The organism is Pseudonocardia sp., assembly GCF_050246655.1.
GTDB lineage: Bacteria > Actinomycetota > Actinomycetes > Mycobacteriales > Pseudonocardiaceae > Pseudonocardia.
Genome location: NZ_JBFWVQ010000052.1, coordinates 17,983 through 39,305 on the forward strand (window position 1 = coordinate 17,983; position 21,323 = coordinate 39,305).

A 21,323-nucleotide genomic window follows, 5' to 3' on the forward strand; every position below is an offset into this window, starting at 1 on the left:
CCCCGGATTGCCGGTGGGCCGGTGGTCACCTTCGCAGCCCTTCGCCCCTAGACTGACGCACCGGTAACGGACGCTTTTCGGAGGAGGAACTCCCTGTGGACGAGACCCTGATCCGCGCGGGCATCTTCCAGGGCGTCGAACCGCACGCCGCGGAGGCGCTGTCGGAGTCGCTGGAGAAGGTCGAGTTCCCCCGCGGGCACGTCATCTTCGCCGAGGGCGAACCCGGGGACCGGCTCTACATCGTCGCCGCCGGCAAGGTGAAGATCGGCCGGAAGTCCCCGGACGGCCGGGAGAACCTCCTCATGGTTGCGGGCCCGTCGGACATGTTCGGCGAGCTGTCGATCTTCGATCCGGGTCCCCGCACCTCCTCGGCCACCACCGTCACCGAGGTGCGCGCGTTCACGATGGATCGCACCGCGCTGCGCGAATGGATCGGCAAGCGCCCCGAGATCGCCGAGCAGTTACTGCGCGTCCTGGCCAGGAGGCTGCGCCGCACCAACAACATGCTCGCCGATCTGATCTTCACCGACGTCCCCGGGCGCGTCGCGAAGTCCCTGTTGCAGCTGGCCCGCCAGTTCGGCTCGCAGGAGTCCGGTCTGCTGCGGGTCACGCACGACCTCACGCAGGAGGAGATCGCGCAGCTCGTCGGCGCCTCCCGCGAGACGGTCAACAAGGCGCTGGCGGACTTCGCCCAGCGCGGCTGGCTGCGCCTCGAGGGCAAGAGCGTCCTGATCCTGGAGCCCGAGCGGCTCGCGCGCCGCGCCCGCTGACGCCGCCCGCCGTGTGACGCACGGCAATCGGCGTGATCGCCGCCGTCGTCGTGTGCGACGGTGGCTGTCGTGCCCACAGCTGCACTCTCCGACTACCGGGCCGCCCTGACCGCACCGGGTGCCCTCGCGCCCGTCCTCACCTCGGCGTTGGGCCGCCTGCCGACGGCGATGATCGGCCTGGCCCTGCTGCTCTACGTCGCGGACGCGACGGGCTCGTTCGCCGCTGCGGGGCTGGTCAACGCGGGCGGGCTGATCGGGATGGCCACCGGATCGGTCGTCCAGGGACGCATCATCGACCGGCTCGGCCCCACCCGGCCGCTGCTCATCGCCGCCGTCCTGTTCGGGGCCGCCGCGGTGGCGCTCGTCCTCGCCATCGAGGGCGACCGGCCCGTCCCGCTGCTCATGGGCCTCGCCCTGCTCCTCGGAGCGCTGCAACCGGCGCTGCCCGGGGCGTCGCGGGCGCTCTGGACGGCGCTCGTCCCGATCGGGCCGCGGCGCGAAGCGGCACTCACCTACGAGGCCGTCAGCCTGGAGGTGTTCTTCGTCCTCGGCCCGGCGCTGGCCGCGCTGCTGTTCGCCGTCGGCTGGCCGGGACTGGGTCTGGTCACGGCGTGTGCGGCCATGGTCGCCGGGACGGTCGGGTTTGCGCTGTCCCGGCCGGTGCGCCGGGGCCGCGGCGGTGGCGGAGGCTCGCTCGGTCTGCTCGGCGCGCTCGGCCGGCCCGGGATGCGGACGGTCGCGCTCGCCGCGCTCGGCTTCGGGCTCACGGTCGGCGCCGTCGAGGTGGGGGTGCCCGCGGTGACCACCGCCGGGGGCTCGGCCGCGCTCGGCGGCCTGCTGCTCGCCGGCTGGGCCTGCACGTCCGTGGTGGCGGGCGTGGTGTACGGGTTGCGGCCCTGGCCCGTCCCGCTGCACCTGCGGCTGCCCGCGCTGATGGGCGCCTGCGGGGTGCTCGTCGCCCTCATGGTCCTGACGACCGGGTCACTCGCGCTGTTCGTCGTCGCGCTGCTCGCGGCGGGCACCACGATCACCGCGCAGGTGACGGCCCACTCGCTGGCCGTCGAGGCTGCCGCACCGCCCGGGACGGCGACGGAAGCGTTCGGCTGGGTGATCACCGCGGCCGGAGTGGGGCTCGCCGCGGGCCAGTCCGGAGCGGGCATCGCGGTCGAGGCCGCGGGTCCGACATCGGCGTTCGTCGTCGGCGGGGCCGCGGGGATCGCGGTTGCCGGGCTGCTGTGGCTGCGGCGGCGCACCCTGGCCGGAGCCGTCGAGAACGACGTTGTGCAGGTCCAGGGGCCCGGATGATCAGCGCAGTGTCGTTCTCGACGGGTCCTCAGGTGCGCAGGTGGTCGAGCTGTGCCCGCACCGACAGCTCCGCCGCCGGCCACAGCACCCGGTCCACGTCCGCGTAGACCACCTCGACGACCTGGCGGGCCGTCGCGCCTTCCCCGAGCGCCTCCAGCGCCGAGCGCACCTGGTCGAGCCGCTCCTCGCGGTGGGCGAGGTAGTCCCGCGCGACCGCGGGTGCGTCCGGCAGTTCGGGGCCGTGCCCCGGCAGTACCGGCGTCCCGTCCGCGAGTCCGGCGAGCCGCCGCAACGAGTCGAGGTACGGACCGAGCGAGCCGTCCGGATGCGCGATCACCGTGGTCCCACGGCCCAGAATCGTGTCGCCGGTGAGCACCGCCGGGCCGCCGGAGCCGGGGCCGTCCAGTACGAACGACAGCGAGTCCGACGTGTGTCCCGGTGTGGCCACCACCCGCAGCTCGCATCCCCCGGCCGCGACCACCTCACCCTCACCCAGGGCCTCGGAGCCGAGCACCAGCGACGGGTCCAGCGCCCGCACCGGGGCACCCGTCAGCTCGGCGAACCGGCGGGCCCCGCCCGCGTGGTCGTGGTGGCGGTGGGTGAGCAGCACGACCGCGACGGGTCCCTGCGCGGCGACGCGGCGCAGGTGCGGCTCGTCCAGGTCGCCCGGGTCGATCACCACGCACTCCGGCCAGTCGGGAGCCCGGAGCACCCATGTGTTGGTGCCGTCCAGCGTCATCGGCGACGGGTTCTCCGCCAGCAGCACCGACGCCAGCGGTGTGACAGCGCGCAGCTCCCCGTAGGCGGGGTGGCCCGCAGTCATCGCGGTTGCCGAGTAGGGAGCGCCCCGCCCGGCCCGTCCGGGACCACGATCACGACCTGCCCCCCGACCCGCCGGGCCCGCGGCGTCACCGGCTCGATCCTCCGCTCTGCCGCCGCTGCGATCACCGACCCGGCGTCCGCGTGGTCCGCGAGCTCCTGCAGCGTGTGCTGCGTGGGGGTCATCAGCTCCAGCTCCCCCGCCACGGCCCCCGCCAGCGCGTCCGCCGGATGCCACCAGGACGCCTCGACGGCCTCGGTCGTGCGGTCGTCGGCGACCTGCCCGTCGGGTACCCGGGCCACGAGGAAGGCCGTGTCGTAGCGGCGCGGCAACCCCTCGGGAGTGATCCAGCGTGCCCACGGGTGGAGCAGGTCCGAACGCAGCTGCAGGCTGGACGCGCGCAGCAGGTCGCCGAGCGAGCGGCGCCGCGCCACCAGGTCCTCCCGGGCGCCCGCGAGCCACGCCCCGTCCGGGGAGTCGCCGGTGAGCAGCACCCCGCACTCCTCGAAGGTCTCCCGCACGGCAGCCTGCACCAGCGCCCGGGCCTCCTCCGGCGCGCACGCCAGCCGCTCACCCCACCATGCGGCCTCCGGCCCCGTCCACGGCACGTCCTCGCGGTCGGTCGCGTCCACGCCGCCACCGGGGAACACCGTCATCCCGCCCGCGAACGCCATCCCGGCGACCCGGCGCTGCAGGAACACCTGCAACGGCGCCCGGCCGTCGGGCGGGTGGGGGCAATCCCGCAACAGCAGCACGGTCGCGGCGGGACGGGCGACGACAGGGGGCACCGCCGGACCATAACCCGCCGCCGGGGCAGGATGGGCGGTGTGACAGCGCTGCGCGTGGGACTCGTCGGGGCCGGGCCGTGGGCCGAAGCGGTGCACGCGCCCGCCCTCGCCGCCCATGCCCGGACCGAGCTCGCCGGGGTGTGGGCGCGCCGTCCCGAGGCGGCGGCCGCGATCGCGAAGCGGTTCGGCGGGGCCGGGTACGAGCAGGTCGACGACCTGATCGCGGACGTGGAGGCCGTCGCCTTCGCCGTGCCGCCCGCCGTCCAGGGCGCGCTCGCCGTCCAGGCGGCGGCCGCCGGACGCCACCTGCTCTGCGAGAAACCCCTCGCCGACACCGCGGCCGCGGCCCGCGCGGTCGTCGACGCCGCCGAGGCCGCGGGCGTCGTCACGGCCGTCATGCTGACCCAGCGCCTCGACCCGGACATCGAGGAGTGGCTCGCCGGCCTCCCCGATGGGGACGCGGGCCCGGACACCGTCGGTCTCGGGCGCTGGCTCTCGGGCTCCCTGCTCGGCGGTCGCTACGCGGGGTCGGCCTGGCGCCAGGAGCACGGCGCGCTCCTCGACGTCGGGCCGCACGTCATCGACCTGCTCGACGCCGCCCTCGGCCGCGTCACCCGCGTCGCGTGGGCCCACCGCGACGAGCCCGACCTCTGGCGCTTCGCCCTGGACCACGCGGGCGGTGCCCACAGCAGCGTCACGATCTCCATGCGGATTCCCATCGTCCCGTCGGAGATCGAGTTCGGGGTGTTCGGCGGGATCGGCGACCACCGCCTCTCCGCCCGCGCCGCCGATCCCGTCGCCTGCTACGGGCGGCTGCTCGACTCGTTCGCCGCCGCCGTCGCCGGGGACGGCCCCGCACCCGTCCTGGACGTGGCGCGGGCGCTGCACCTGCAGGAAGTGATCGAGCAGGTGCAGGCCGCGGTGCGCTGATCGCGGCGATCCGCCCGCGGGTCAGCCGGCGATGTCGGGTGGGTCCGTGGGTACCTGCCGCGGCGGCAACGGCTGGGACGGCAGGGGTGACGTCCGGCCGCGGCCCGGTGGGCGCAGGCCGAGCTCGGACTGGAGCTGCGCGAGCAACGCCCGGTCCGTCGGGCTCATCCGCTCCAGGGCCTCCAGGCTGAGCCCCAGTCGCGGGTCGAGGACGGAGGCGTCCTGCGGGGACTGCGGGCCGGTGGACGCCCTGCGCTGGCTCGGGCGGGGCGCCGGGCGCACCCGGTCGTCGCCGGGTGTGCCGGCCGGGGCTGGGGTCGACCCGGGCTGGGGGGCCGGATGCGGAGACGGTCGCGGCGGCCTCCCACCCCGCGGCTCGGGCGACGGGCGCGAGACCAGCGGGCCGTCGGGTCCAGTGGCCTGGCGCTGATCGGCGACGGGACGTCCGTCGGCGGGTTGCGGGCGCGGGCCGGTTCCCGCGTCGGCCTCGGGGGTCGGCGCGTGGGACCCGTTCTGTGCTGTGGTCCGGGGCGCGCCGTTCACCGATGCGAGACGCGGTCCGCCCGCCGATGCGGGGCGGGGCGGGCGATCCTGGGGTGACACGGGCATGGCCGGGCCGGGCAGCGGCCGGGGCCGACCGGTGTCGAGGTGGCCCGTCGGGTGGGGTTTCGGCAGGTCGGAGGTGGGGCTGCCCCCGTTCGTCGCCCCGGCCCGGGAGCCACCCGGGTGCGGCTGCGGGAGGGCGGATGCCGGACCGGGGGTACCGGGGTGGATCTCGCCGGCGTCGCTCAGCGGCTGCGGAGCAGGGGCGCCGAAGCTCACGGACGGCGGGGCGCCGTCCCCCAGGGGGAGACCCGGCGGGTGCGGCATCAGTGCCGCGGGTCGCGGCGCGTCGCCGAGGAGCGGTCCGAGGCTGTGCCGGCTGGGCGGCCCGCCCTCGACGTCCGGCGTGGCGCCGACCTCGGGCGGCGTCCCCGCACCGTCCCGCTCGGGGGCGGGCTCGCGCAGCCTGCGGCGACCGCCGACCCGTCGCGGGCCGCCGAGGCGCGGCGGGAACGGCGCCAGGTCCGCCCGCGGGCCGGCAGGGTCCTCGACGGCCGGCGGATCCGCGCCCATCGGAGAGGCATCGAACGGGTCCGCGCCGACCGCGGCCAGCGGGTCCGCACCGCGATCGGCGTCGTGCGCCGCGACGTGCGGCGGGAGCGGGTCGTTCAGCGGGTCGTTCAGCGGGTGAGCCAGGGAGCGGCCGTGCTCGGCGCCCGCCCCGGGACCCTCGGTGGGACGCCGGGACGCGGCGCCGCTCGCGAAGAGGTGGCCGAGCGGACCCGCATCATCGGGTGCCGGTCCCGCGGCGCGGGGGGTGCCGTCGACCATGGTCAGCGGTGGCATGATCAGCGCGCGCCTCGACCGGGTCTGCGCCGGACCGTCCGCCGGGCCGTCGTCGGTGGAGAACAGGCTGCCCGCATGCCCCGGCGCACCCTCGTCCGCCGGCGTCCACCAGGAGCGCTCGTCGTCCTCGTGCTCGACGAGCCGGTGGGCCCCCTCGATGCCGGAACCCCGACGCGGCAGCGGATCCCTCAACGGATCGAGCCGCGGCGGCGGTGAGGCGGCGTCGCCGTCCGGGGCGTCGGTGGTCACGTCGTCGGCCCGGGGGTCGTCCGGCGCGCCGTCACCGCCCTCCGGGAGCGCGCTGTCGGGTCCCCCGCCGAGGGTCTGGCCCTCGACCGCGCTGCCGTCGGTCAACCGGGACTCGCCGCCCGCGGGAGCATCCTCGCCGAGGCCGTTGCGGCCGTCGTCCCCCGCCGGGCCCGAGATGCGCAGGCGCGTGAGCCCGGCGAGCGGGATGCGCCCGGCGCGCGGCGGCTCGTCCGGGCTCGCCGGGGTGAACAGGTCGGTCGCGCCGGGGGCGGCGGCCCGGGGGGTGCCGATCGCCGGTACGTGACCGGTGCCCGGAGCCCGTCGCGGCAGGACCGCGGCCTCGCCGCGGAGCGGGAGCCGCCGGTCGCCGCCGTCTGCCGGATCCGCGGCGCCTGCGGACGCGTCGGCGGTGGGCGGGGCCTCCGGCGCGTCCGCGGCACCGCCGTCGGGCCCGTTCGGGCTCGGCTCGGCCGGACCGGGCCGCACCGGGTCGGCGGCGCCCGGAGCGTTCCCGGGCGCGGACCTCTCGATCTCCCGGGCGGCCTCCTCCACGGCCACGGCGTCGCCGAGCGGCCACGCCGCCCGGAGGGCCGCCGCGTGGTAGGCCGACGGCGCGGAGCCGGCCGTCAGCACCTCGACGGACGCGGGGACGCCCGCTTCCACGAGCGCCGTCCCGAGCCGATGGGCGAGCGGGGCACCGCCCGCGACGCCGTCCACGTCGACGACCTCGGCCACCTCGACGAGCACGACGGCTCGGGGAAGCGGCCCGGGCGCACCGCCCGCCGGCGTGTGGCGGGCGGCGAGATGGGCGCGCCCGCGGCCGTCCAGCAGCGTGCGGACGGTGGCGGCGATCCGGGCGGTACCGCTGCCGGCGCGCGGGGATGCGAAGCGGTGCGCGGTGCCGTCCTCGCCGCTCGGCGGCAGCGCGCTCTCCGGGTCGAGGACGCTGCGGGTGGTGCGGGCGGTGTCGACGAGCTCGGCGCGGACGTCCGCGGGGAGCGCGACGCGGTCGGCGGTCAGCGCGGCGGTGACGAGCTCGACCGCGCGGTCGGCGTCGCCGGTGGCGACGAGCTCGCGGCTCCAGTCGAGGAGGTCGTCGTCGACGTGCCCGGCAAGGCCGAGCAGGAGGTGGTGGACGCTCATGCGGCCACCGCCGGTTCGCGGGACCAGACGGGGGTGGCTGCTGCGGTGGCGGCCCGGTGGTAGCCGCTGCCCTCCCCGGTGAGGACCTCGACGCACGGGGTGCGGTCCCCGTGGGCGCGCAGGAGGCGCTGGAGGGTGGCGGTGAGCGTCCAGGGCCGGTCGCCGCCCCGGACGAGCAGGACGCGCTGCCCGCCGCGGCGCGTGACGGCGAGCGCGACGGTGCCGGGATGGCCGCGGACCACGGCGAGCGCGGAGAGGACGGCGGCGTCGAAGGGCACGGGCTCCGTGGCGAAGCCGACGGCGGACTCGGCGGGTTCGTGACCGGGCAGGACGGCGTCGAGGAGGCGCCGGGCGGGGCCCCAGCCGCCCGCCAGATCGGCGAGGAGATCGCGCTCGCGGTCCGTCAGCCCCAGGTGGTGGCGCAGGAGCTCGCGGGGCAGGAGCACGCCGACGGTGTCCGTGCCGCCGGGTGCGGCGAGCCAGTCCCGCAGCCGCCACAGAAGGGCGTCGGGGAGCCGCCCGGCGAGTTCGACCAGCAGGTCGTGGCCCGCGTGCAGCGCCCGATCGCTCGCGTCCATCAGGTCACCTCGACGACGATCTCGACCTCGACGGGGGCGTCGAGGGGGAGCTCCGCGACACCGACGGCGGAGCGGGCGTGTCGCCCTGCCTCGCCGAAGACCTCCCCGAACAGCTCCGACGCGCCGTTGACCACGCCCGGCTGGCCGGTGAACCCGGGCGCGGAGGCGACGAACCCGACCACCTTGACCACGCCCACCACGCTGTCGATCCCGACGAGGTCGTGGACCGCGGCGAGGGCGTTGAGCGCGCACTGCCGGGCCAGCTGCTTCGCCCGGTCGGGGTCCACGGCCGCGCCGACCTTGCCGGCGGCGGCCAGCGTCCCGCCGACGAGCGGGAGCTGGCCCGCGGTGAACACCAGCGATCCGCTGCGGCGCGCGGGGACGTACGCCCCCGCCGGCGCGGCGACCGTCGGCAGTGTGATGCCCAGTTCCGCCAGCCGCTGCGAGGGCGCCATCTCAGCCCTCCCGGACGGGGCGCTTGAACCAGCCGACGAGCTGTTCGGCACTCATCCCGGAGGTGACCGTGACGAGCTCCCAGCCGTCCCGGCCGAAGTTGTCGAGGATCGCCTTGGTGTTGTGGATCAAGAGCGGCGCGGTGAGGTACTCCCACCGGGCCTCGCGGGAGCCGTCGTCGGGAGAGCTCATGCGACCGAACTGTAACGACGCGCTGTCCACACCCCCGGGCGCCCCCCACCCACCGGGGGTGATGCGCGGCACGGAGGGTGTCCTCGGGCGCCTCGGTCACCGGTGCTGCGACGTAGGCTGCTGACGTGATCTCCGGATGGCCCGATCCGCTGCCCGGCGTACGGCTGCACGTCGTGTCCGGCAAAGGCGGCACCGGCAAGACCACCGTCGCGGCGGCCCTCGCCCTCGCCCTCGCCACGAACGGCAGGCGCACCTTGCTGGTGGAGCTGGAGGGCAGGCAGGGCATCGCGCAGCTGTTCGACACCCCGCCGCTGCCCTACGAGGAGCGGCGCATCGCGGTGGCCCCGGGCGGCGGCGAGGTCCGCGCGCTCGCCGTGGACCCGGAGGCGGCGCTGCTGGAGTACCTGGAGATGTTCTACCGGCTGGGCATCGCGGGCCGGACGCTGCGCAGGATGGGCGCGATCGAGTTCGCGACGACCCTGGCGCCGGGCCTGCGCGACGTGCTGCTCACCGGCAAGGTGAAGGAGTGCGTCACGCGTACGGGCCCGGACGGGCGCAAGGTGTACGACGCCGTGGTGGTGGACGCGCCGCCGACGGGCCGGGTCGTGAACTTCCTGGACGTCACGAAGGCGATGGCGGAGCTCGCGAAGGCGGGCCCGATCCACAAGCAGAGCGAGGGCGTGGTCCGGCTCGTGCACTCGCAGGAGACGGCGACGCACCTGGTCACGATCCTGGAGGACCTGCCCGTCACCGAGACGCTGGAGACCGTGGCACAGCTGCGCGAGGCCGACCTGCACCCGGGCGCGGTGATCGTCAACGGGGTACGGCCGCAGTGGCTGCCGGACCGGTCGGTCGCCGCTGCGGCGGGCGGCCGGGTGGACGCCGAGCGGATCCGCGCGGGGCTCGCGGGCGCGGGGTTGGACCTGGCCCCGGATGTGCTGGAGGGCCTGGTCGCGGAGACGGTGGAGCACGCGGTCCGGGTGCACAACGAGGCGGCCGCGCTCTTGCGGCTGGAGGCGAGCGCGCTGCCGCGCGTCGAACTGCCGCGCCTGATCGACGGCGTCGATCTCGGCGGGCTGTACGAGCTGGCGGAGGCCCTGGTCGATCAGGGTGTGCAGGTTCACCGGAGGACGGGGGAGCGGTCATGAGGCGCGAGGTCCCGCTGCTGGACGTCGACGCCCTGCTGGACGACCCGGGCACCCGGGTGATCGTGTGCTGCGGCTCCGGCGGGGTCGGGAAGACGACGACGTCGGCTGCGCTCGCGATCCGGGCGGCCGAGCGGGGGCGCCGCACGGTGGTGCTGACGATCGACCCGGCGCGGCGCCTGGCGCAGGCGCTGGGGCTCACCGAGCTGGACAACGAGCCCCGCCGCGTGGAGGTCGGCGCGGACACCGGCGCGGAGACCGAGCTCTACGCGATGATGCTCGACATGCGTCGCACGTTCGACGACATGGTGAGCGCGCACGCGGAGCCCGAGCGGGCCGAGAAGATCCTCGCGAACCCCTTCTACCAGACGATCTCGTCGTCGTTCTCCGGCACGCAGGAGTACATGGCGATGGAGAAGCTCGGGCAGCTCGCCGGTACCGGCCGCTGGGATCTGATCGTGGTGGACACCCCGCCCTCGCGGTCGGCACTGGACTTCCTCGACGCGCCGCAGCGCATGTCGAACTTCCTGGACGGGCGCATGATCCGGTTGCTGTCCGCGCCGGCCCGCGCGGGCGGGCGGGGCCTGCGGCGGCTGGTGGGGGCCGGGTTCGCGCTGTTCGCGAAGGCCGTCTCGACGATCCTGGGCGGGCAGATGCTCGCGGACGCGTCGGCGTTCGTACAGGCGTTCGACACGATGTTCGGCGGCTTCCGGGAGCGGGCCACGACCACGTACGCGCTGCTGCGCTCGCCCGGCACGGCGTTCGTGGTGGTGGCGGCACCGCAGCCGGACGCGCTGCGCGAGGCGGCGTACTTCGTGGACCGGCTCGCCGGCGAGGAGATGCCGCTCGCGGGCCTGGTCCTCAACCGCACGCATCCGGTGCTGGCCGTCCTGTCCGCGTCGAGGTCCCGCGACACGGCAGAGGAGCTGCGCGGTGCGCCGCTGGCCGCGGCGGTGCTGCGGCTGCACGCGGACCGCGTCGATCTCGCCGAGCGGGAGGATCGCCTGCTCGCCCGCTTCACCAAGGCCCACCCGGAGGTGGCCGTGGCGCGGGTGCCCGCGGTGGCCGGGGACGTCACCGATCTCGACGGGCTGCGCGAGATCGGCGAGCGCATGGCCGCCACCCGCGCGGTGGTCGTGGAGGAGCCGGCGGACGAGGCTGCGGTGCGCAACATCCGCTGAGACGCACCTCGCGACCGCACGTCCGGACCACACCGCGCCGCGTACCCTCCAGCGACGTGAGGATCCCCGATGCCGCGCGTACGCCGTACGCGCGGCTGCTCGGGTTGTGCGTGGTGGCCGGCGTGCTGCTCGCCGGGATGACCTTTCCGGTGGCCGCGGGTGTCGGGCTCGTCGCGGGCGACGCGGGCGACAGCGTGACCAGCGTCTCGTCGGACATCGTCACCGGGCCGCTGCCGCAGGCCAGCATCATCACGGACAACCAGGGCCGGCTGATCGCCTCGCTGTTCGACCAGAACCGCACGTGGACCCCGGGCGACCAGATCAGCCCGGCGATGAAGGCGGCGATGGTCGCGGTCGAGGACCGCCGTTTCTACCAGCACCAGGGCGTGGACTGGGCGGGCACGATGCGCGCGCTGATCGCGAACTCGGCATCGGGTGACGTCGTGCAGGGCGCGTCGACGATCAGCCAGCAGTACGTGAAGAACTACCTGCTCTACGTGGCCGCGCAGACCGACGCCGAGCGCCTGAAGGCCACCGAGCAGACGCCGGCGCGCAAGCTCAAGGAAGCGCGGATCGCCCTGCAGATGGAGCGGTCCCTCTCGAAGGACGAGATCCTCACCCGCTACCTCAACGTCGTGTTCTGGGGCAACAACGCCTACGGGATCAAGGCGGCGGCGAGCACGTACTTCAACACCACCCCGGACAAACTGACGGTGCCGCAGGCGGCACTCCTGGCCGGGATGGTGCGCAGTACCTCGGCGTTCGACCCGGTGGCCAAGGAGGGGCCTGCCCGCGAGCGCCGCAACCTCGTCATCAGCCAGATGCGCGACCAGCAGATGATCACCGAGGCGCAGGCGGCGGAGGCGATGCGCGCCCCGCTGGGTGTGGTCAACCCGCTCAACTTCCAGCCCAACGGCTGCATCGGCGCGCGCGACGCCGGGTTCTTCTGCAAGTACGTCGTCGAGTACCTCAACGAGCGCGGCATCTCCACCGAGAAGATCAACCGTGGTGGCTACACCATCCGCACCACGCTCGACGCCGACGTCCTCGCCAAGATGAAGGCCTCGCTGGACGCCGAGGTGCCGCCCACGCAGCCGCACGTCGCGAACGTCATGTCGGTCGTGGAGCCGGGTACGGACCGTCACCGCGTCCTCGGCATGGCCTCCAGCCGGACGTTCGGCCTGGACGCGGCCGAGCAGGAGACGAGCTACGGGCTGCCGTACGAGCCGGTCAACCTGGGTTCCGGATCGGTCTTCAAGATCTTCACGGCGGCCACCGTGCTGGAGAAGGGCCTGGGCATCGACACGATGATCCCGGTGCCGCCCAGCGGCTACGCCTCGCCGGTCTACCGGGACGCGGCGGGCAAGCCGATCCCGGTCCGCAACGCGGGCGACTACGCCCAGTACCTGTCGATCACCGACGCGCTGGCGCAGTCGCCGAACACGGCGTTCGTGAAGCTGATCGAGCGCACCGGCGTCAACGACGTCGTCGACATGGCGGTGCGCCTGGGCATGCGCCAGCTGCTCACCCAGCAGGTGCCGCGCACCGGGGGACGCAACTACGCCGAGGTCATCAAGGCCCAGCAGCAGGCGTCGTTCACCCTCGGGGTGAACCCGACGAGCGTGCTGGAGCTCGCGAACGTCGGGGCCACCCTGGCCAGCGGCGGGACGTGGTGCCCGCCCAGCCCGATCGAGTCCATCACCGACGCCGACGGCCAGGTGGTGCCGCTCACCGAGACACCGTGCGAGCAGGTCGTGGCGCCGGGACTGGCGAACACGCTGCTGCACGGCCTGAGCAAGGACGACCTCCCGGGTGGAACGGCGGCTCGGGCGGCGGGCCAGGTCGGCTGGAAGCGCCCGATGGCGGGCAAGACCGGCACGACGCAGAACCACAAGTCCGCGGCGTTCTTCGGGGTCGTCCCGGAGATGGCCGGCGCGGTGATCACGTTCGACAACTCCAGCTCGCCCCGCCCGCTGTGCGACAGCGGCGGGGCCCCGTTCGCCTGCGGCCGCGGCAACATCTTCGGGGGCAAGACCCCCGCCGAGACGTGGTTCGGGGCGATGACCCCGATCCTCGAGGGCAAACCGGTCACGCAGCTGCCCCCGGCCGATCCGCGCTACATCGCGGGGGGCAGCGACAAGCAGGTCCCGGACGTGCGCGACCGCGGCCTGCGTGAGGCGCGCGCGATCCTCGCCCGTGCGGGCTGGACCGACGTCACCACCCAGACCGTGGACAACGCCGCGTCCGAGGGCACCGTCGTCGGGCAGGATCCGCTCGGGCCCGCGCTCCCCGGCGACAGGGTCACCCTCCAGGTCAGCAGCGGTGAGCCCCCGGAGGCGCCGCCGGCACCGGGCGATGACGACGATGACGACGACGATGACGACGACGGCGGCTGACCGCCGGCAGGATGCTCGCCGACACGGTGGCGTGAGAGTCGCTAACCCTGCCTGACCAGGCTTAGCATCACCGCCTGTGACGTTCGGGGGGACGGCGGCAGGTCGCGACGCGGGCAGCGTCGCCCGTGCGCCGTGGCCGAACGCCGCCGAGCGCGCAGCCGCCCGTCGCGCCGCGCAGGAGGCTCTCGCGGGATCGCGTGCCCGCCGGGAGGTCGAGGCGCGCGCAGCGGAGGAGGCTGAGGCGCAGCTCGAGGCGCAGCTCGAGGAGCCGATCGCCCCGCTGGCGGCCCGTCCGCGCATCGAGGACGACGAGTCCCTGCTCGGCCTCACGCGCCGCTCGAACAGCCGAGTGGGCCAGCGCGTGTTCAACCTGTTCTTCCTCTTCGTGTTCCTGCTGATCGCGATACAGATGGTCGTGGCGCTGCTGGCCGGATGATCGTCGGTCGGTCCGGTTACCCTGGCGGCATCGTTCGGCCCGGTCCCCGATCGCCGGGCCGGCGTCCGAGCACCCCGGCCGTGGGAGGTGGTGGCATGGCGGCGGTTCCGGAGCCCGGTGCACCGCAGCTGTCCGCGCCCACCTCACACCGTGTCCGCAGCGTGCTCGCCATCCCCCCGTTCCGGCGGTTGTGGCTGGTCACGGCCGTGTCGGCCACCGGCGACTGGCTGAGCCTGTTGGCTCTGTCCGCGCTCGCCACCCAGCTCACCACCGGCTACCAGGCGCAGAGCTTCGCGCTGGGTGGCGTGGTGGCCACGAAGCTGTTGCCCGCGCTGGTGCTCGGGCCGCTCGCCGGGGCTCTCGCGGACAAGTTCGACCGGCGCCACCTCATGGTGATCTGCGACGTCTGCCGGTTCGGGCTGTTCGTGTCGATCCCGCTGGTGGGCTCGCTGTGGTGGCTGTTCGTGGCCACGTTCCTCATCGAGATCTGCGCGCTGTTCTGGATCCCGGCCAAGGACGCGTCGGTGCCGAACCTGCTGCGCCGCCCGGATCAGGTGGAGACGGCCAACCAGCTCGCGCTCGTCATGACCTACGGCGTCGCGGTGATCACGGCGTCCGGCCTGTTCACGCTGCTGTCGAGCGCGGGCAAGCTGCTCGCGGTGCCGGACCCGGAGCTGCTCACCGTCCACATCGCGCTGATCTGCAACGGCAGCGCGTACCTGCTCACCGCGGCCACCGTGTGGTTCCGCATCCCCGAGATCTCCGGGCGCGCCCAGGAGCGTCGCGCCGCCGCTCCCGGGATCGTCACGCTGCTGCGCGACGGAGCGCGGTTCGTCGTCGGTACGCCCCTGGTACGGGGGCTGGTCACGGGCATCGTCGGCGCCTTCGCGGCAGGCGGCATCGTCATCGGCTCGGCCACCCTGTACGCCGCGAGCCTCGGCGGCGGCAACGCGGCGTACGGCGTCCTGTTCGTGGCGGTGTTCGTCGGGCTGGCCTGCGGCATGGGCGCCGCACCGCGGCTCGCGCGGCGGCTGCCGCACAACCGCCTGTTCGGGGCCGCGATCGTCGCGGCGGGTCTCGCGCTGGTGCTCGTGGCGGTCGCGCCGCACCTGTTCTTCGCGCTCGGCGCGGTCGCGCTGGTCGGCGGATTCGCCGGGATCGCGTTCCTCACCGGCCTCACGATCATCGGCGCCCAGGTGGCGGACGAGGTCCGCGGCCGGATCGTCGCTTTCGTGCAGTCGATCGTGCGGCTCACCCTGCTCGGCTCGCTCGCGGTCGTCCCGCTGCTGGTCGGGCTGGTCAGCGCCCGCACCGTCGAGGTGTTCGGCTACCCGTTCCTCATCGACGGCACCCGGGTCGTGATGCTCGCGGGCGGGCTCGTCGCCGCGTTCGTCGGATCGCTGGCCTACCGCCAGATGGACGACCGCCGCGTCGAGCCGCTGCTGCCGGACCTCCTTGCGGCGCTGCGTCGCGGCGACCGTCGCCGGGGATCGGGGGTGCTCGTCGCCGTCGAGGGCGCGCCGACGGTCGACACGGCCGTCCAGGCCGCCCGGCTCGCCGCGCGCCTGCGCGAGGCGGGGCACGTCGTCGTCGAGCCCGACCCGAGCGGGCGCGACCACGAGCGCTGGACGGCCGCGACCCGCGAGGCCGAGCTCTCCGGGGCCCGGGCCAAGGCGCTCGCGGCAGCCGCCGTCCGTGCGGACCTGGTCGAGAGGGTCATCCGACCCGCGCTGGACGCGGGCGCCATCGTCGTCGTGGACCGGTTCGTCGCGAGCCCGCTCGTCCAGTACGGGGTGGCGGCGGACCGCATGCACGACGCCTCGCTCGACGACGGCGAGCTGGAGAACCTCGCCGCCTGGGCCACCGGGCGGCTGCGGCCGGACGTCTCCGTGCTGCTGGACCGCGCACCCGACGCCGTCGACAGCTCACCGGGCGTGGCCGGGGCCGAGCACGTCCGGGTGCAGCGGTTGCTCACGCGGATGGCGGCGGCCGAGCCGCACCGCTATGTCGTGGTGGACGCGGACGGGACGCCGGGCGACGTCGCGGCGCGGGTGTTCGACGGTGTGTCGGCGGTGCTCGGGGCGCCGGAGCACGCCCAGCAGACGGCGCCGACGAGCACGTCGTGACCGTGTGGGACGAGGTCGTCGGCCAGCCGGAGGCGGTCGCCGAGCTGCGCGCCGCCGCGTCCGACCCGGCGTCGATGACGCACGCGTGGCTGTTCACCGGGCCTGCGGGCTCGGGCCGGTCGGTGGCGGCGCGGGCGTTCGCCGCGGCGCTGCAGTGCCCGTCGTCCGGCTGCGGGGAGTGCCCGGCCTGCCACACCGTGATGGCGGGGACGCACGCCGACGTCCGTGAGATCGTCCCCGAGGGACTGTCGATCTCGGTGAAGGAGACGCGCGCGCTGGTGCAGCTCGCCGCGCGCCGCCCGTCCACCGGCCGGTTTCAGATCCTCGTCCTGCAGGACGCGGACCGGCTCGGCGAGCGTGCGGCGAACGCGCTGCTCAAGGCCGTGGAGGAGCCGGCGCCGGAGACCGTGTTCCTGCTGTGCTCGCCGTCGGACCACCCCGACGACATGCCCGTGACGATCCGGTCCCGCTGCCGGGTCGTGGCGCTGCGCACGCCGTCACCTGCGGCGATCGCGGGCGTCCTCGTCGCGCGGGACGGGATCGACGCCTCGACGGCGGCGTGGGCGGCTTCGGTGGCGGGTGGGCACGTCGGGCGGGCCCGCCGGCTCGCCCTGGACGCCGACGCCCGCGCCCGCCGCGAGAAGTCCCTCGGGATCCCGCTGCGGCTGCACGGGCTCGGCGACGCGTTCGCGCTCGCGTCCCAGCTCGTCGTCTCGGCGAGGGAGGAGGCCGTCGCGCTGAGCGAGACCCGGGACGCCGCCGAGCGCGAGGAGCTGGCCGTCGCGATGGGCGCGGGCGGCGTCGGCAAGGGCGTCGCCGCGGCCGCCCGCAGCGCCAAGGCGGCGGAGCGGGAGCTGGAGAAGCGGCAGAAGTCGCGCTCCACCCGCAACCAGCGCGACGCCATCGACCGGTCGCTGGTCGACCTCGCCGGGTTCTTCCGGGACGTGCTGGTGGCCGGCTCGGGCGCCGCGGTGGCGCTGGCGAACCCGGACCGGGCCTCCGACATCCGGCAGGCGGCGTCGCAGTGGTCGCCCGAGTCCGTGCTGCAACGGCTGGAGGCCGTGCTGGCCTGCCGGGAGGCCCTGGAGCAGAACGTGAAGCCGGAGATCGCCGTCGAGGCGATGCTGGTGGCGCTCACCCGATGATCGCCGACATCGGGACATGAGTTGCACCGGTGCACCTCATGTCCCGATTCTGATGATCACCCGGCCTGGCGGCGGTACCGGAACTGGTGGCGCGCGATCACCGCGGCCAGCAGCCCGATGATGATCGGCGTGATCACGTACGCGGGCTGGTCGAGGATCCACACCTGGGTGATCCCGGCGCCGACCATCAGCAGGATGATGCCGACGGCCGCCGGCCCCGCCAGCGCCGGGATCAGCAGCCCGATCCCGCCCGCAAGCTCGACGATCCCGATGAAGTAGCGGAACCAGTCCCCCGCGCCGATCTGGTCGAAGATCTGCACGGCGTACGTCTCGCCGAACAGCTTCGGCAGCGCCGAGGCGACGATCAAGAACAGGCCCACGAGCACGCGCAGCACCAGGACGGTGCGCGCGGCGAGGCGGGACGGGGTGGGGGCGGTGGACGTGGTCATGATGGCCTCCTCGGCGTTGGTACCGGCGTAGACGGCCCGGCCCGTGGAAAGTCATCGTTCGCGGGGTGACCCGGGTGCGCGGGCCGGCCGGAGCCCTTGGCTAGACTGGGTGCGCACGACGCCGCCTTAGCTCAGTCGGTTAGAGCGACGCACTCGTAATCGCGTCAGAGCGGATGATCAGAGCCTCTACCTGCGGAAACCGCATCCGAACAGGGTGCGACGGCCCCGGGATGCAGGCAACGCATGGCGACGTTGGAACACCTGATCGATGATTGGTGCCTTGCTCTTCGGGCAGCCAACCGAGCACCTAGGACAGTCACGTCCTACGTCCAAGCGGCCAAGCGGCTGGCAGTCTTCTTGGACGGCCAGCCGATCCACGAGGTAACCCACCGGGACGTGCAACGGTTCCTGGTCTCGATCGCCGACACACCGCACAGCCGTACCGGGGCGAAGGTCTCCCCCGCGCACGTCGCCGGGATCTACCGGCGGCTGCAACAGCTCTTCCGTTGGCTGGAGGAAGAGGAAGAGATCACGGACAACCCGTTCCACCGGATGAAACCACCGGCTGTCCCTGAACAGCCGGTGCCTGTGTTGGATGACGAAGCGTTAGCCCGTCTGGTCCGTCAGCCCCGAGGTCGGTCCTTCTACGCGGTCCGTGATACCGCGATGATCCGTCTTCTGATCGACACGGGCGTTCGGTGCTCCGAGTTGGCCGGACTCGATACCGATCACGTGGACTTGAAAGCGGACGCCATCCGCGTCCTGGGGAAGGGACGACGCCCCAGGGTCGTCCCGTTCGGGTCTAAGACGTCCGACGCTCTGCGCCGCTACCTTCGCCTGAGGGCGAAGCATCCCCGGTCCAACCACCGTGCCCTGTGGTTGGGCAAGCAAGGTCGGGTCACCCCGAGCGGTATCAGGCAGGCTCTTGATCGGCGAGCCACGGCGGCTGGCCTCGGCAGGGTCTACCCCCATCAACTACGCCACACGATGGCGCACGCTTGGTTGCTGGCCGGAGGTCAAGAGGCTGACCTCATGCGGATTGCCGGGTGGAAATCCCGGGACATGGTCCGCCGATACGGGGCATCGGCGGCTGACCAGCGAGCCGCACTAGCTCATCGTCGTCTGGCACTTGGTGATCGAGTATGAGACGGGGAACCTTAGAAGGTCCCCGTCGGTCGGCGGGTTCCCCCTTGGTTGCCGGTTCGTCGGGTGCAAGACACGCTTTTCCGTCTTGTGCCTGGCGGGCCGGTGGCCTAGCCGTAGGCGTCGATCGGTGGGGGCCGGGTCCCCGGAGGAAGGTCCCGGCCCGGAGGGCCTTAGTTCTGGTCCGGGTCAGTGATCTCTGCGACCTGACGACGGAGGTCGTCAAGGTCCCACCTCATGTGCCCGCCGATCGTCCGCTGTGCAGGACGCACGTACCCCGCTTTGGTCCACCGGCTGAGGGTGGACTGACTGATGCCAAGGGCCTTGGCCGCCTGAGTCGTGCTGATCAAGCGCGGACCGGTCTCCCCCTCTGGCACGGCAGGCATGTTCGCACAGGTCACGCGGGCCGTCCGGCGGACTCGCGTGGGGATGGTTTGCATAGTTCGGATGGTACGTGTAACGTCCTCGGGTAGTTCGGATGGATCGGATAGATTCAGAGACAGGGGACCAGGGGATGAGCATCGAGACCACCGCCTACAGCGCTACGGCTCTCGCCACCACCGACACCGCGAAGCTCCACCGCCTCACCATCGTGATGATCCGAGTCCTGCTCGGGGTTGACACCCCGAAGCCGTCCACCATGCGGGCGCTGATCGCCCGGGGTCTCTACGTGGTTGCCGACCAGCAGGGTGGGGCTGTCATCTCGCCTGAGGGTGTGAAGGTGGCACGTCACATGGTGACGGAGTACGACCTGGCCACTGGCCAGGAGGAGGAGACTCCCGAGGTCACCCAGGAGACCGGTCCTCGGTCCGAGGTGACCCATCACGAGCCGCTGCGGGAGGGCAACGGCTCGACCCGTACGTGGTCCCGCGTCCTGCGGGGTGTTCCTCACGGGTTCACCGCTGTCCTGATGCCGGACGGTGAGCGTCGTTACGCGGTTCGGAAGTACAACGGGTACGGGGACGACGGCACGCCTGAGGGTCGTGCCAACGGCATGCGCTTCGACTGCGCTTGGACTCAGGTTGCGTTCTGGACGGTCAAGCCGTCCCCTGCCATGACCCAGATCCTTGACGAGCCTCTTCGCCAGACGGAGAGGACGCTGTCGCGTCCGAGCCTCGGCACCGTAGGTGCCTCGGAGTCTGGCTCGCGAGACAGCGCAGAGGGCCCCGGACGTACGTCCGGGCCCGGGGCGGAGCACCTTGCTCGCGCTGTCGACCTCGGCCCCGACCTTCCCCCGCACCCGACGGACGACCCGTCGGTCTCTGGCATCTGGGCGATCCTCCACGGCCGTCGGACCGTGGAGGGTAGGGAAATCATCCGAGGGATGATCCTCAACACGCCTGTGATCGGTGACGTCACCGTGGGGAAGGTTCAGCTCTGGTCGGAGACGGTTCATGTGGATGGCCGGGACTCCCAGGGTCGTCCGGTCGAGTTGTCCATGCCGAGTAACCACCGAGTGACTCTCGTTGACGCCCCCGAACAGCTTGCGCTGATCTGATCTGTATTAGCCGATAAGGCATTCACTCAAACACACCGAATACCGCAGACAGGAGAAGACTGCCATGAGGACGATCCCCGTCAGCCCCGACGTGACTTTCATCGGCACCGGTAAGGCGGCGGCCCGCGCTGCCTACGCTGAGCTTTCGGACGGGTCCCGGAAGAGGATTCCGGGTGAGCAGGCCAAGAACGACGACGGAGTCCCGCTGTACGTGGTGGACGTCCTGTACCTCTCCGAGGACTCGGACCGTGCCGAGATTTGCGGTGTCCGCATCGCCTCCTGGGAGCCTCCGGCCACCACGGTCGGTCAGATCGTGAAGTTCCGCAACCTCGTTGCGGTGCCGTACGTGGACGGCAGGAGCGGTCGGGTGGCTCTCTCGTTCCGGGCTGAGGGCATCGAGGCCTCGGCGGCTTCGTCCAGCAAGGCAGCGTGACCGTGATGACGGTGACGCTTTCGGATCACCTGGCGTTCTCTTCGGCGGTCCAGACCTACGGTCTGCGGACCGTGCTGGATGCCCTCACGCTGGCCGAGCGCTGCCCGTTCGCGCTGAACACGTTGGTCGAAGGTCTCATCACCCGCGAGGAATGCGGCCAGGTCTACCCGTTCTTCACGGATCTCGACGGAACGCCGTTCGTCTGCCGCCACAAGCAGGCAGACGGACCGCACGATGCCCATTTCGACGTGGACGCGTGCGGGGACACGGTCCTGTGGCTCCGTCTCTGACCTTAGAGACTTCCCGGCCCCGGATTGCCTTGGCCCCCTGACCCCCGGGCAATCCGGTCTGAACCCCGCCCCCTACCCCCTGGGGGGCGGGGTTCTCCATTTCCTGAGAGGACTAACGGTGTTCCGGAAGACTGACTCTGAGCTGATCGACGCGTTTAACGCCGCATGCCGAGCGGCAGGCTTCGCCCTCCCCCCGAGGGTCGCCAGGATCGAGGGCGGTCACACGCTCGTTGTGAGGCTTTGGCTCGGAATGCACATCGGGGACCTGGAGGCAGCCGCCGGGAGGCTTGCTGCCGTGTTCGGCGTCTGGTCAGTCCTGATCGAACCGATCAACGTCACTGAATCGTCCTGGGTGGTGGAGAGGCTCCTGATCGAGCAAGGAGACTGGAGCGATGGGAGCACCTCGCAAGTTCGACGAGGAGACCCGTGCCCGTGCGGTGCGCCTCTACCAGGACCGGTTGCGT

22 protein-coding genes are annotated in these 21,323 nt (G+C 73.3%); 14 read left to right on the forward strand and 8 right to left on the reverse strand.

Annotated elements, in window-relative coordinates; translation table 11 throughout:
• The first annotated feature begins 95 nt into the window (after positions 1 to 95).
• A complete protein-coding gene (locus AB7J25_RS17540) occupies positions 96 to 770 on the forward strand; it encodes a Crp/Fnr family transcriptional regulator (RefSeq protein WP_428510322.1) in 675 nt (224 codons plus the stop codon).
• Positions 771 to 839: 69 nt separating this feature from the next.
• Complete coding sequence (locus tag AB7J25_RS17545; protein WP_428510324.1) at positions 840 to 2,075, forward strand: MFS transporter; 1,236 nt, start codon at positions 840 to 842, stop codon at positions 2,073 to 2,075.
• A gap of 28 nt (positions 2,076 to 2,103) precedes the next feature.
• Here AB7J25_RS17545 and AB7J25_RS17550 read toward each other — a convergent pair whose 3' ends face one another.
• Together AB7J25_RS17550 and AB7J25_RS17555 are read right to left on the reverse strand one after the other, a co-directional pair.
• Entirely contained in the window at positions 2,104 to 2,898 is a 795-nt protein-coding gene (locus AB7J25_RS17550) for an MBL fold metallo-hydrolase (RefSeq protein ID WP_428510326.1), read from the reverse strand.
• Positions 2,895 to 3,683: an NUDIX hydrolase gene (locus AB7J25_RS17555; protein ID WP_428510328.1), complete on the reverse strand. Its 789-nt coding sequence runs from the start codon at positions 3,681 to 3,683 to the stop codon at positions 2,895 to 2,897. Before AB7J25_RS17555 ends, AB7J25_RS17550 begins: the two co-directional genes overlap by 4 nt.
• A gap of 39 nt (positions 3,684 to 3,722) precedes the next feature.
• On the opposite strand from AB7J25_RS17555, the gene AB7J25_RS17560 reads away from it, so the two are divergent.
• The gene (locus AB7J25_RS17560; RefSeq protein WP_428510330.1) at positions 3,723 to 4,613 is read left to right on the forward strand and encodes a Gfo/Idh/MocA family protein; all 891 of its coding nucleotides are present in this window, start codon (positions 3,723 to 3,725) and stop codon (positions 4,611 to 4,613) included.
• Between the two features lie 21 nt (positions 4,614 to 4,634).
• Here AB7J25_RS17560 and AB7J25_RS17565 read toward each other — a convergent pair whose 3' ends face one another.
• Genes AB7J25_RS17565 through AB7J25_RS17580 form a run of 4 tightly spaced genes read right to left on the reverse strand, consistent with a single transcriptional unit; the run spans position 4,635 to position 8,617 of the window.
• Positions 4,635 to 7,394: a hypothetical protein gene (locus AB7J25_RS17565; protein ID WP_428510332.1), complete on the reverse strand. Its 2,760-nt coding sequence runs from the start codon at positions 7,392 to 7,394 to the stop codon at positions 4,635 to 4,637.
• On the reverse strand, positions 7,391 to 7,972 hold the full coding sequence (locus tag AB7J25_RS17570) for a hypothetical protein (RefSeq protein WP_428510334.1): 582 nt from the start codon (positions 7,970 to 7,972) through the stop codon (positions 7,391 to 7,393). The genes AB7J25_RS17565 and AB7J25_RS17570 overlap by 4 nt, the downstream gene beginning before the upstream one ends.
• Complete coding sequence (locus AB7J25_RS17575; RefSeq protein ID WP_428510336.1) at positions 7,972 to 8,427, reverse strand: RidA family protein; 456 nt, start codon at positions 8,425 to 8,427, stop codon at positions 7,972 to 7,974. Before AB7J25_RS17575 ends, AB7J25_RS17570 begins: the two co-directional genes overlap by 1 nt.
• A 1-nt stretch (position 8,428) precedes the next feature.
• A complete protein-coding gene (locus AB7J25_RS17580) occupies positions 8,429 to 8,617 on the reverse strand; it encodes a hypothetical protein (protein ID WP_428510338.1) in 189 nt (62 codons plus the stop codon).
• A gap of 125 nt (positions 8,618 to 8,742) precedes the next feature.
• On the opposite strand from AB7J25_RS17580, the gene AB7J25_RS17585 reads away from it, so the two are divergent.
• From AB7J25_RS17585 to AB7J25_RS17610, 6 genes are all read left to right on the forward strand, one after another.
• Entirely contained in the window at positions 8,743 to 9,765 is a 1,023-nt protein-coding gene (locus tag AB7J25_RS17585) for an ArsA-related P-loop ATPase (protein WP_428510340.1), read from the forward strand.
• Positions 9,762 to 10,943: an ArsA family ATPase gene (locus AB7J25_RS17590; protein ID WP_428510341.1), complete on the forward strand. Its 1,182-nt coding sequence runs from the start codon at positions 9,762 to 9,764 to the stop codon at positions 10,941 to 10,943. Before AB7J25_RS17585 ends, AB7J25_RS17590 begins: the two co-directional genes overlap by 4 nt.
• A gap of 56 nt (positions 10,944 to 10,999) precedes the next feature.
• A complete protein-coding gene (locus AB7J25_RS17595) occupies positions 11,000 to 13,339 on the forward strand; it encodes a transglycosylase domain-containing protein (protein ID WP_428510343.1) in 2,340 nt (779 codons plus the stop codon).
• A 76-nt stretch (positions 13,340 to 13,415) separates the two neighbouring features.
• Positions 13,416 to 13,775, forward strand: a complete 360-nt coding sequence (locus AB7J25_RS17600) for a hypothetical protein (protein WP_428510345.1) — start codon at positions 13,416 to 13,418, stop codon at positions 13,773 to 13,775.
• Positions 13,776 to 13,870: 95 nt separating this feature from the next.
• On the forward strand, positions 13,871 to 15,901 hold the full coding sequence (locus AB7J25_RS17605; protein ID WP_428510347.1) for a bifunctional MFS transporter/dTMP kinase: 2,031 nt from the start codon (positions 13,871 to 13,873) through the stop codon (positions 15,899 to 15,901).
• Complete coding sequence (locus tag AB7J25_RS17610; RefSeq protein ID WP_428510349.1) at positions 15,898 to 17,046, forward strand: DNA polymerase III subunit delta'; 1,149 nt, start codon at positions 15,898 to 15,900, stop codon at positions 17,044 to 17,046. Before AB7J25_RS17605 ends, AB7J25_RS17610 begins: the two co-directional genes overlap by 4 nt.
• A gap of 56 nt (positions 17,047 to 17,102) precedes the next feature.
• Here AB7J25_RS17610 and AB7J25_RS17615 read toward each other — a convergent pair whose 3' ends face one another.
• A complete protein-coding gene (locus tag AB7J25_RS17615; protein WP_428510351.1) occupies positions 17,103 to 17,495 on the reverse strand; it encodes a DoxX family protein in 393 nt (130 codons plus the stop codon).
• 243 nt (positions 17,496 to 17,738) lie between these two features.
• Here AB7J25_RS17615 and AB7J25_RS17620 point away from each other — a divergent pair, with 243 nt between their 5' ends.
• Positions 17,739 to 18,641 carry a tyrosine-type recombinase/integrase gene (locus tag AB7J25_RS17620; protein ID WP_428510353.1) on the forward strand — a complete coding sequence of 301 codons (903 nt, stop codon included), beginning with the start codon at positions 17,739 to 17,741 and terminating at the stop codon, positions 18,639 to 18,641.
• A 170-nt stretch (positions 18,642 to 18,811) separates the two neighbouring features.
• Here the strand turns inward: AB7J25_RS17620 and AB7J25_RS17625 are convergent, their stop codons facing one another.
• Positions 18,812 to 19,078, reverse strand: coding sequence for a helix-turn-helix domain-containing protein (locus tag AB7J25_RS17625; RefSeq protein ID WP_428510355.1), 267 nt, complete (start codon positions 19,076 to 19,078; stop codon positions 18,812 to 18,814).
• Positions 19,079 to 19,152: 74 nt separating this feature from the next.
• Between AB7J25_RS17625 and AB7J25_RS17630 the strand changes: the two genes are divergently transcribed.
• The 4 genes from AB7J25_RS17630 to AB7J25_RS17645 form a co-directional block, all read left to right on the forward strand.
• Complete coding sequence (locus AB7J25_RS17630; protein ID WP_428510357.1) at positions 19,153 to 20,136, forward strand: hypothetical protein; 984 nt, start codon at positions 19,153 to 19,155, stop codon at positions 20,134 to 20,136.
• A gap of 64 nt (positions 20,137 to 20,200) precedes the next feature.
• Positions 20,201 to 20,569 carry a hypothetical protein gene (locus AB7J25_RS17635; protein WP_428510359.1) on the forward strand — a complete coding sequence of 123 codons (369 nt, stop codon included), beginning with the start codon at positions 20,201 to 20,203 and terminating at the stop codon, positions 20,567 to 20,569.
• On the forward strand, positions 20,566 to 20,859 hold the full coding sequence (locus AB7J25_RS17640) for a hypothetical protein (protein WP_428510361.1): 294 nt from the start codon (positions 20,566 to 20,568) through the stop codon (positions 20,857 to 20,859). The genes AB7J25_RS17635 and AB7J25_RS17640 overlap by 4 nt, the downstream gene beginning before the upstream one ends.
• 118 nt (positions 20,860 to 20,977) lie before the next feature.
• A partial coding sequence (locus AB7J25_RS17645; RefSeq protein ID WP_428510363.1) for a hypothetical protein occupies positions 20,978 to 21,323 on the forward strand: 346 nt, incomplete at its 3' end.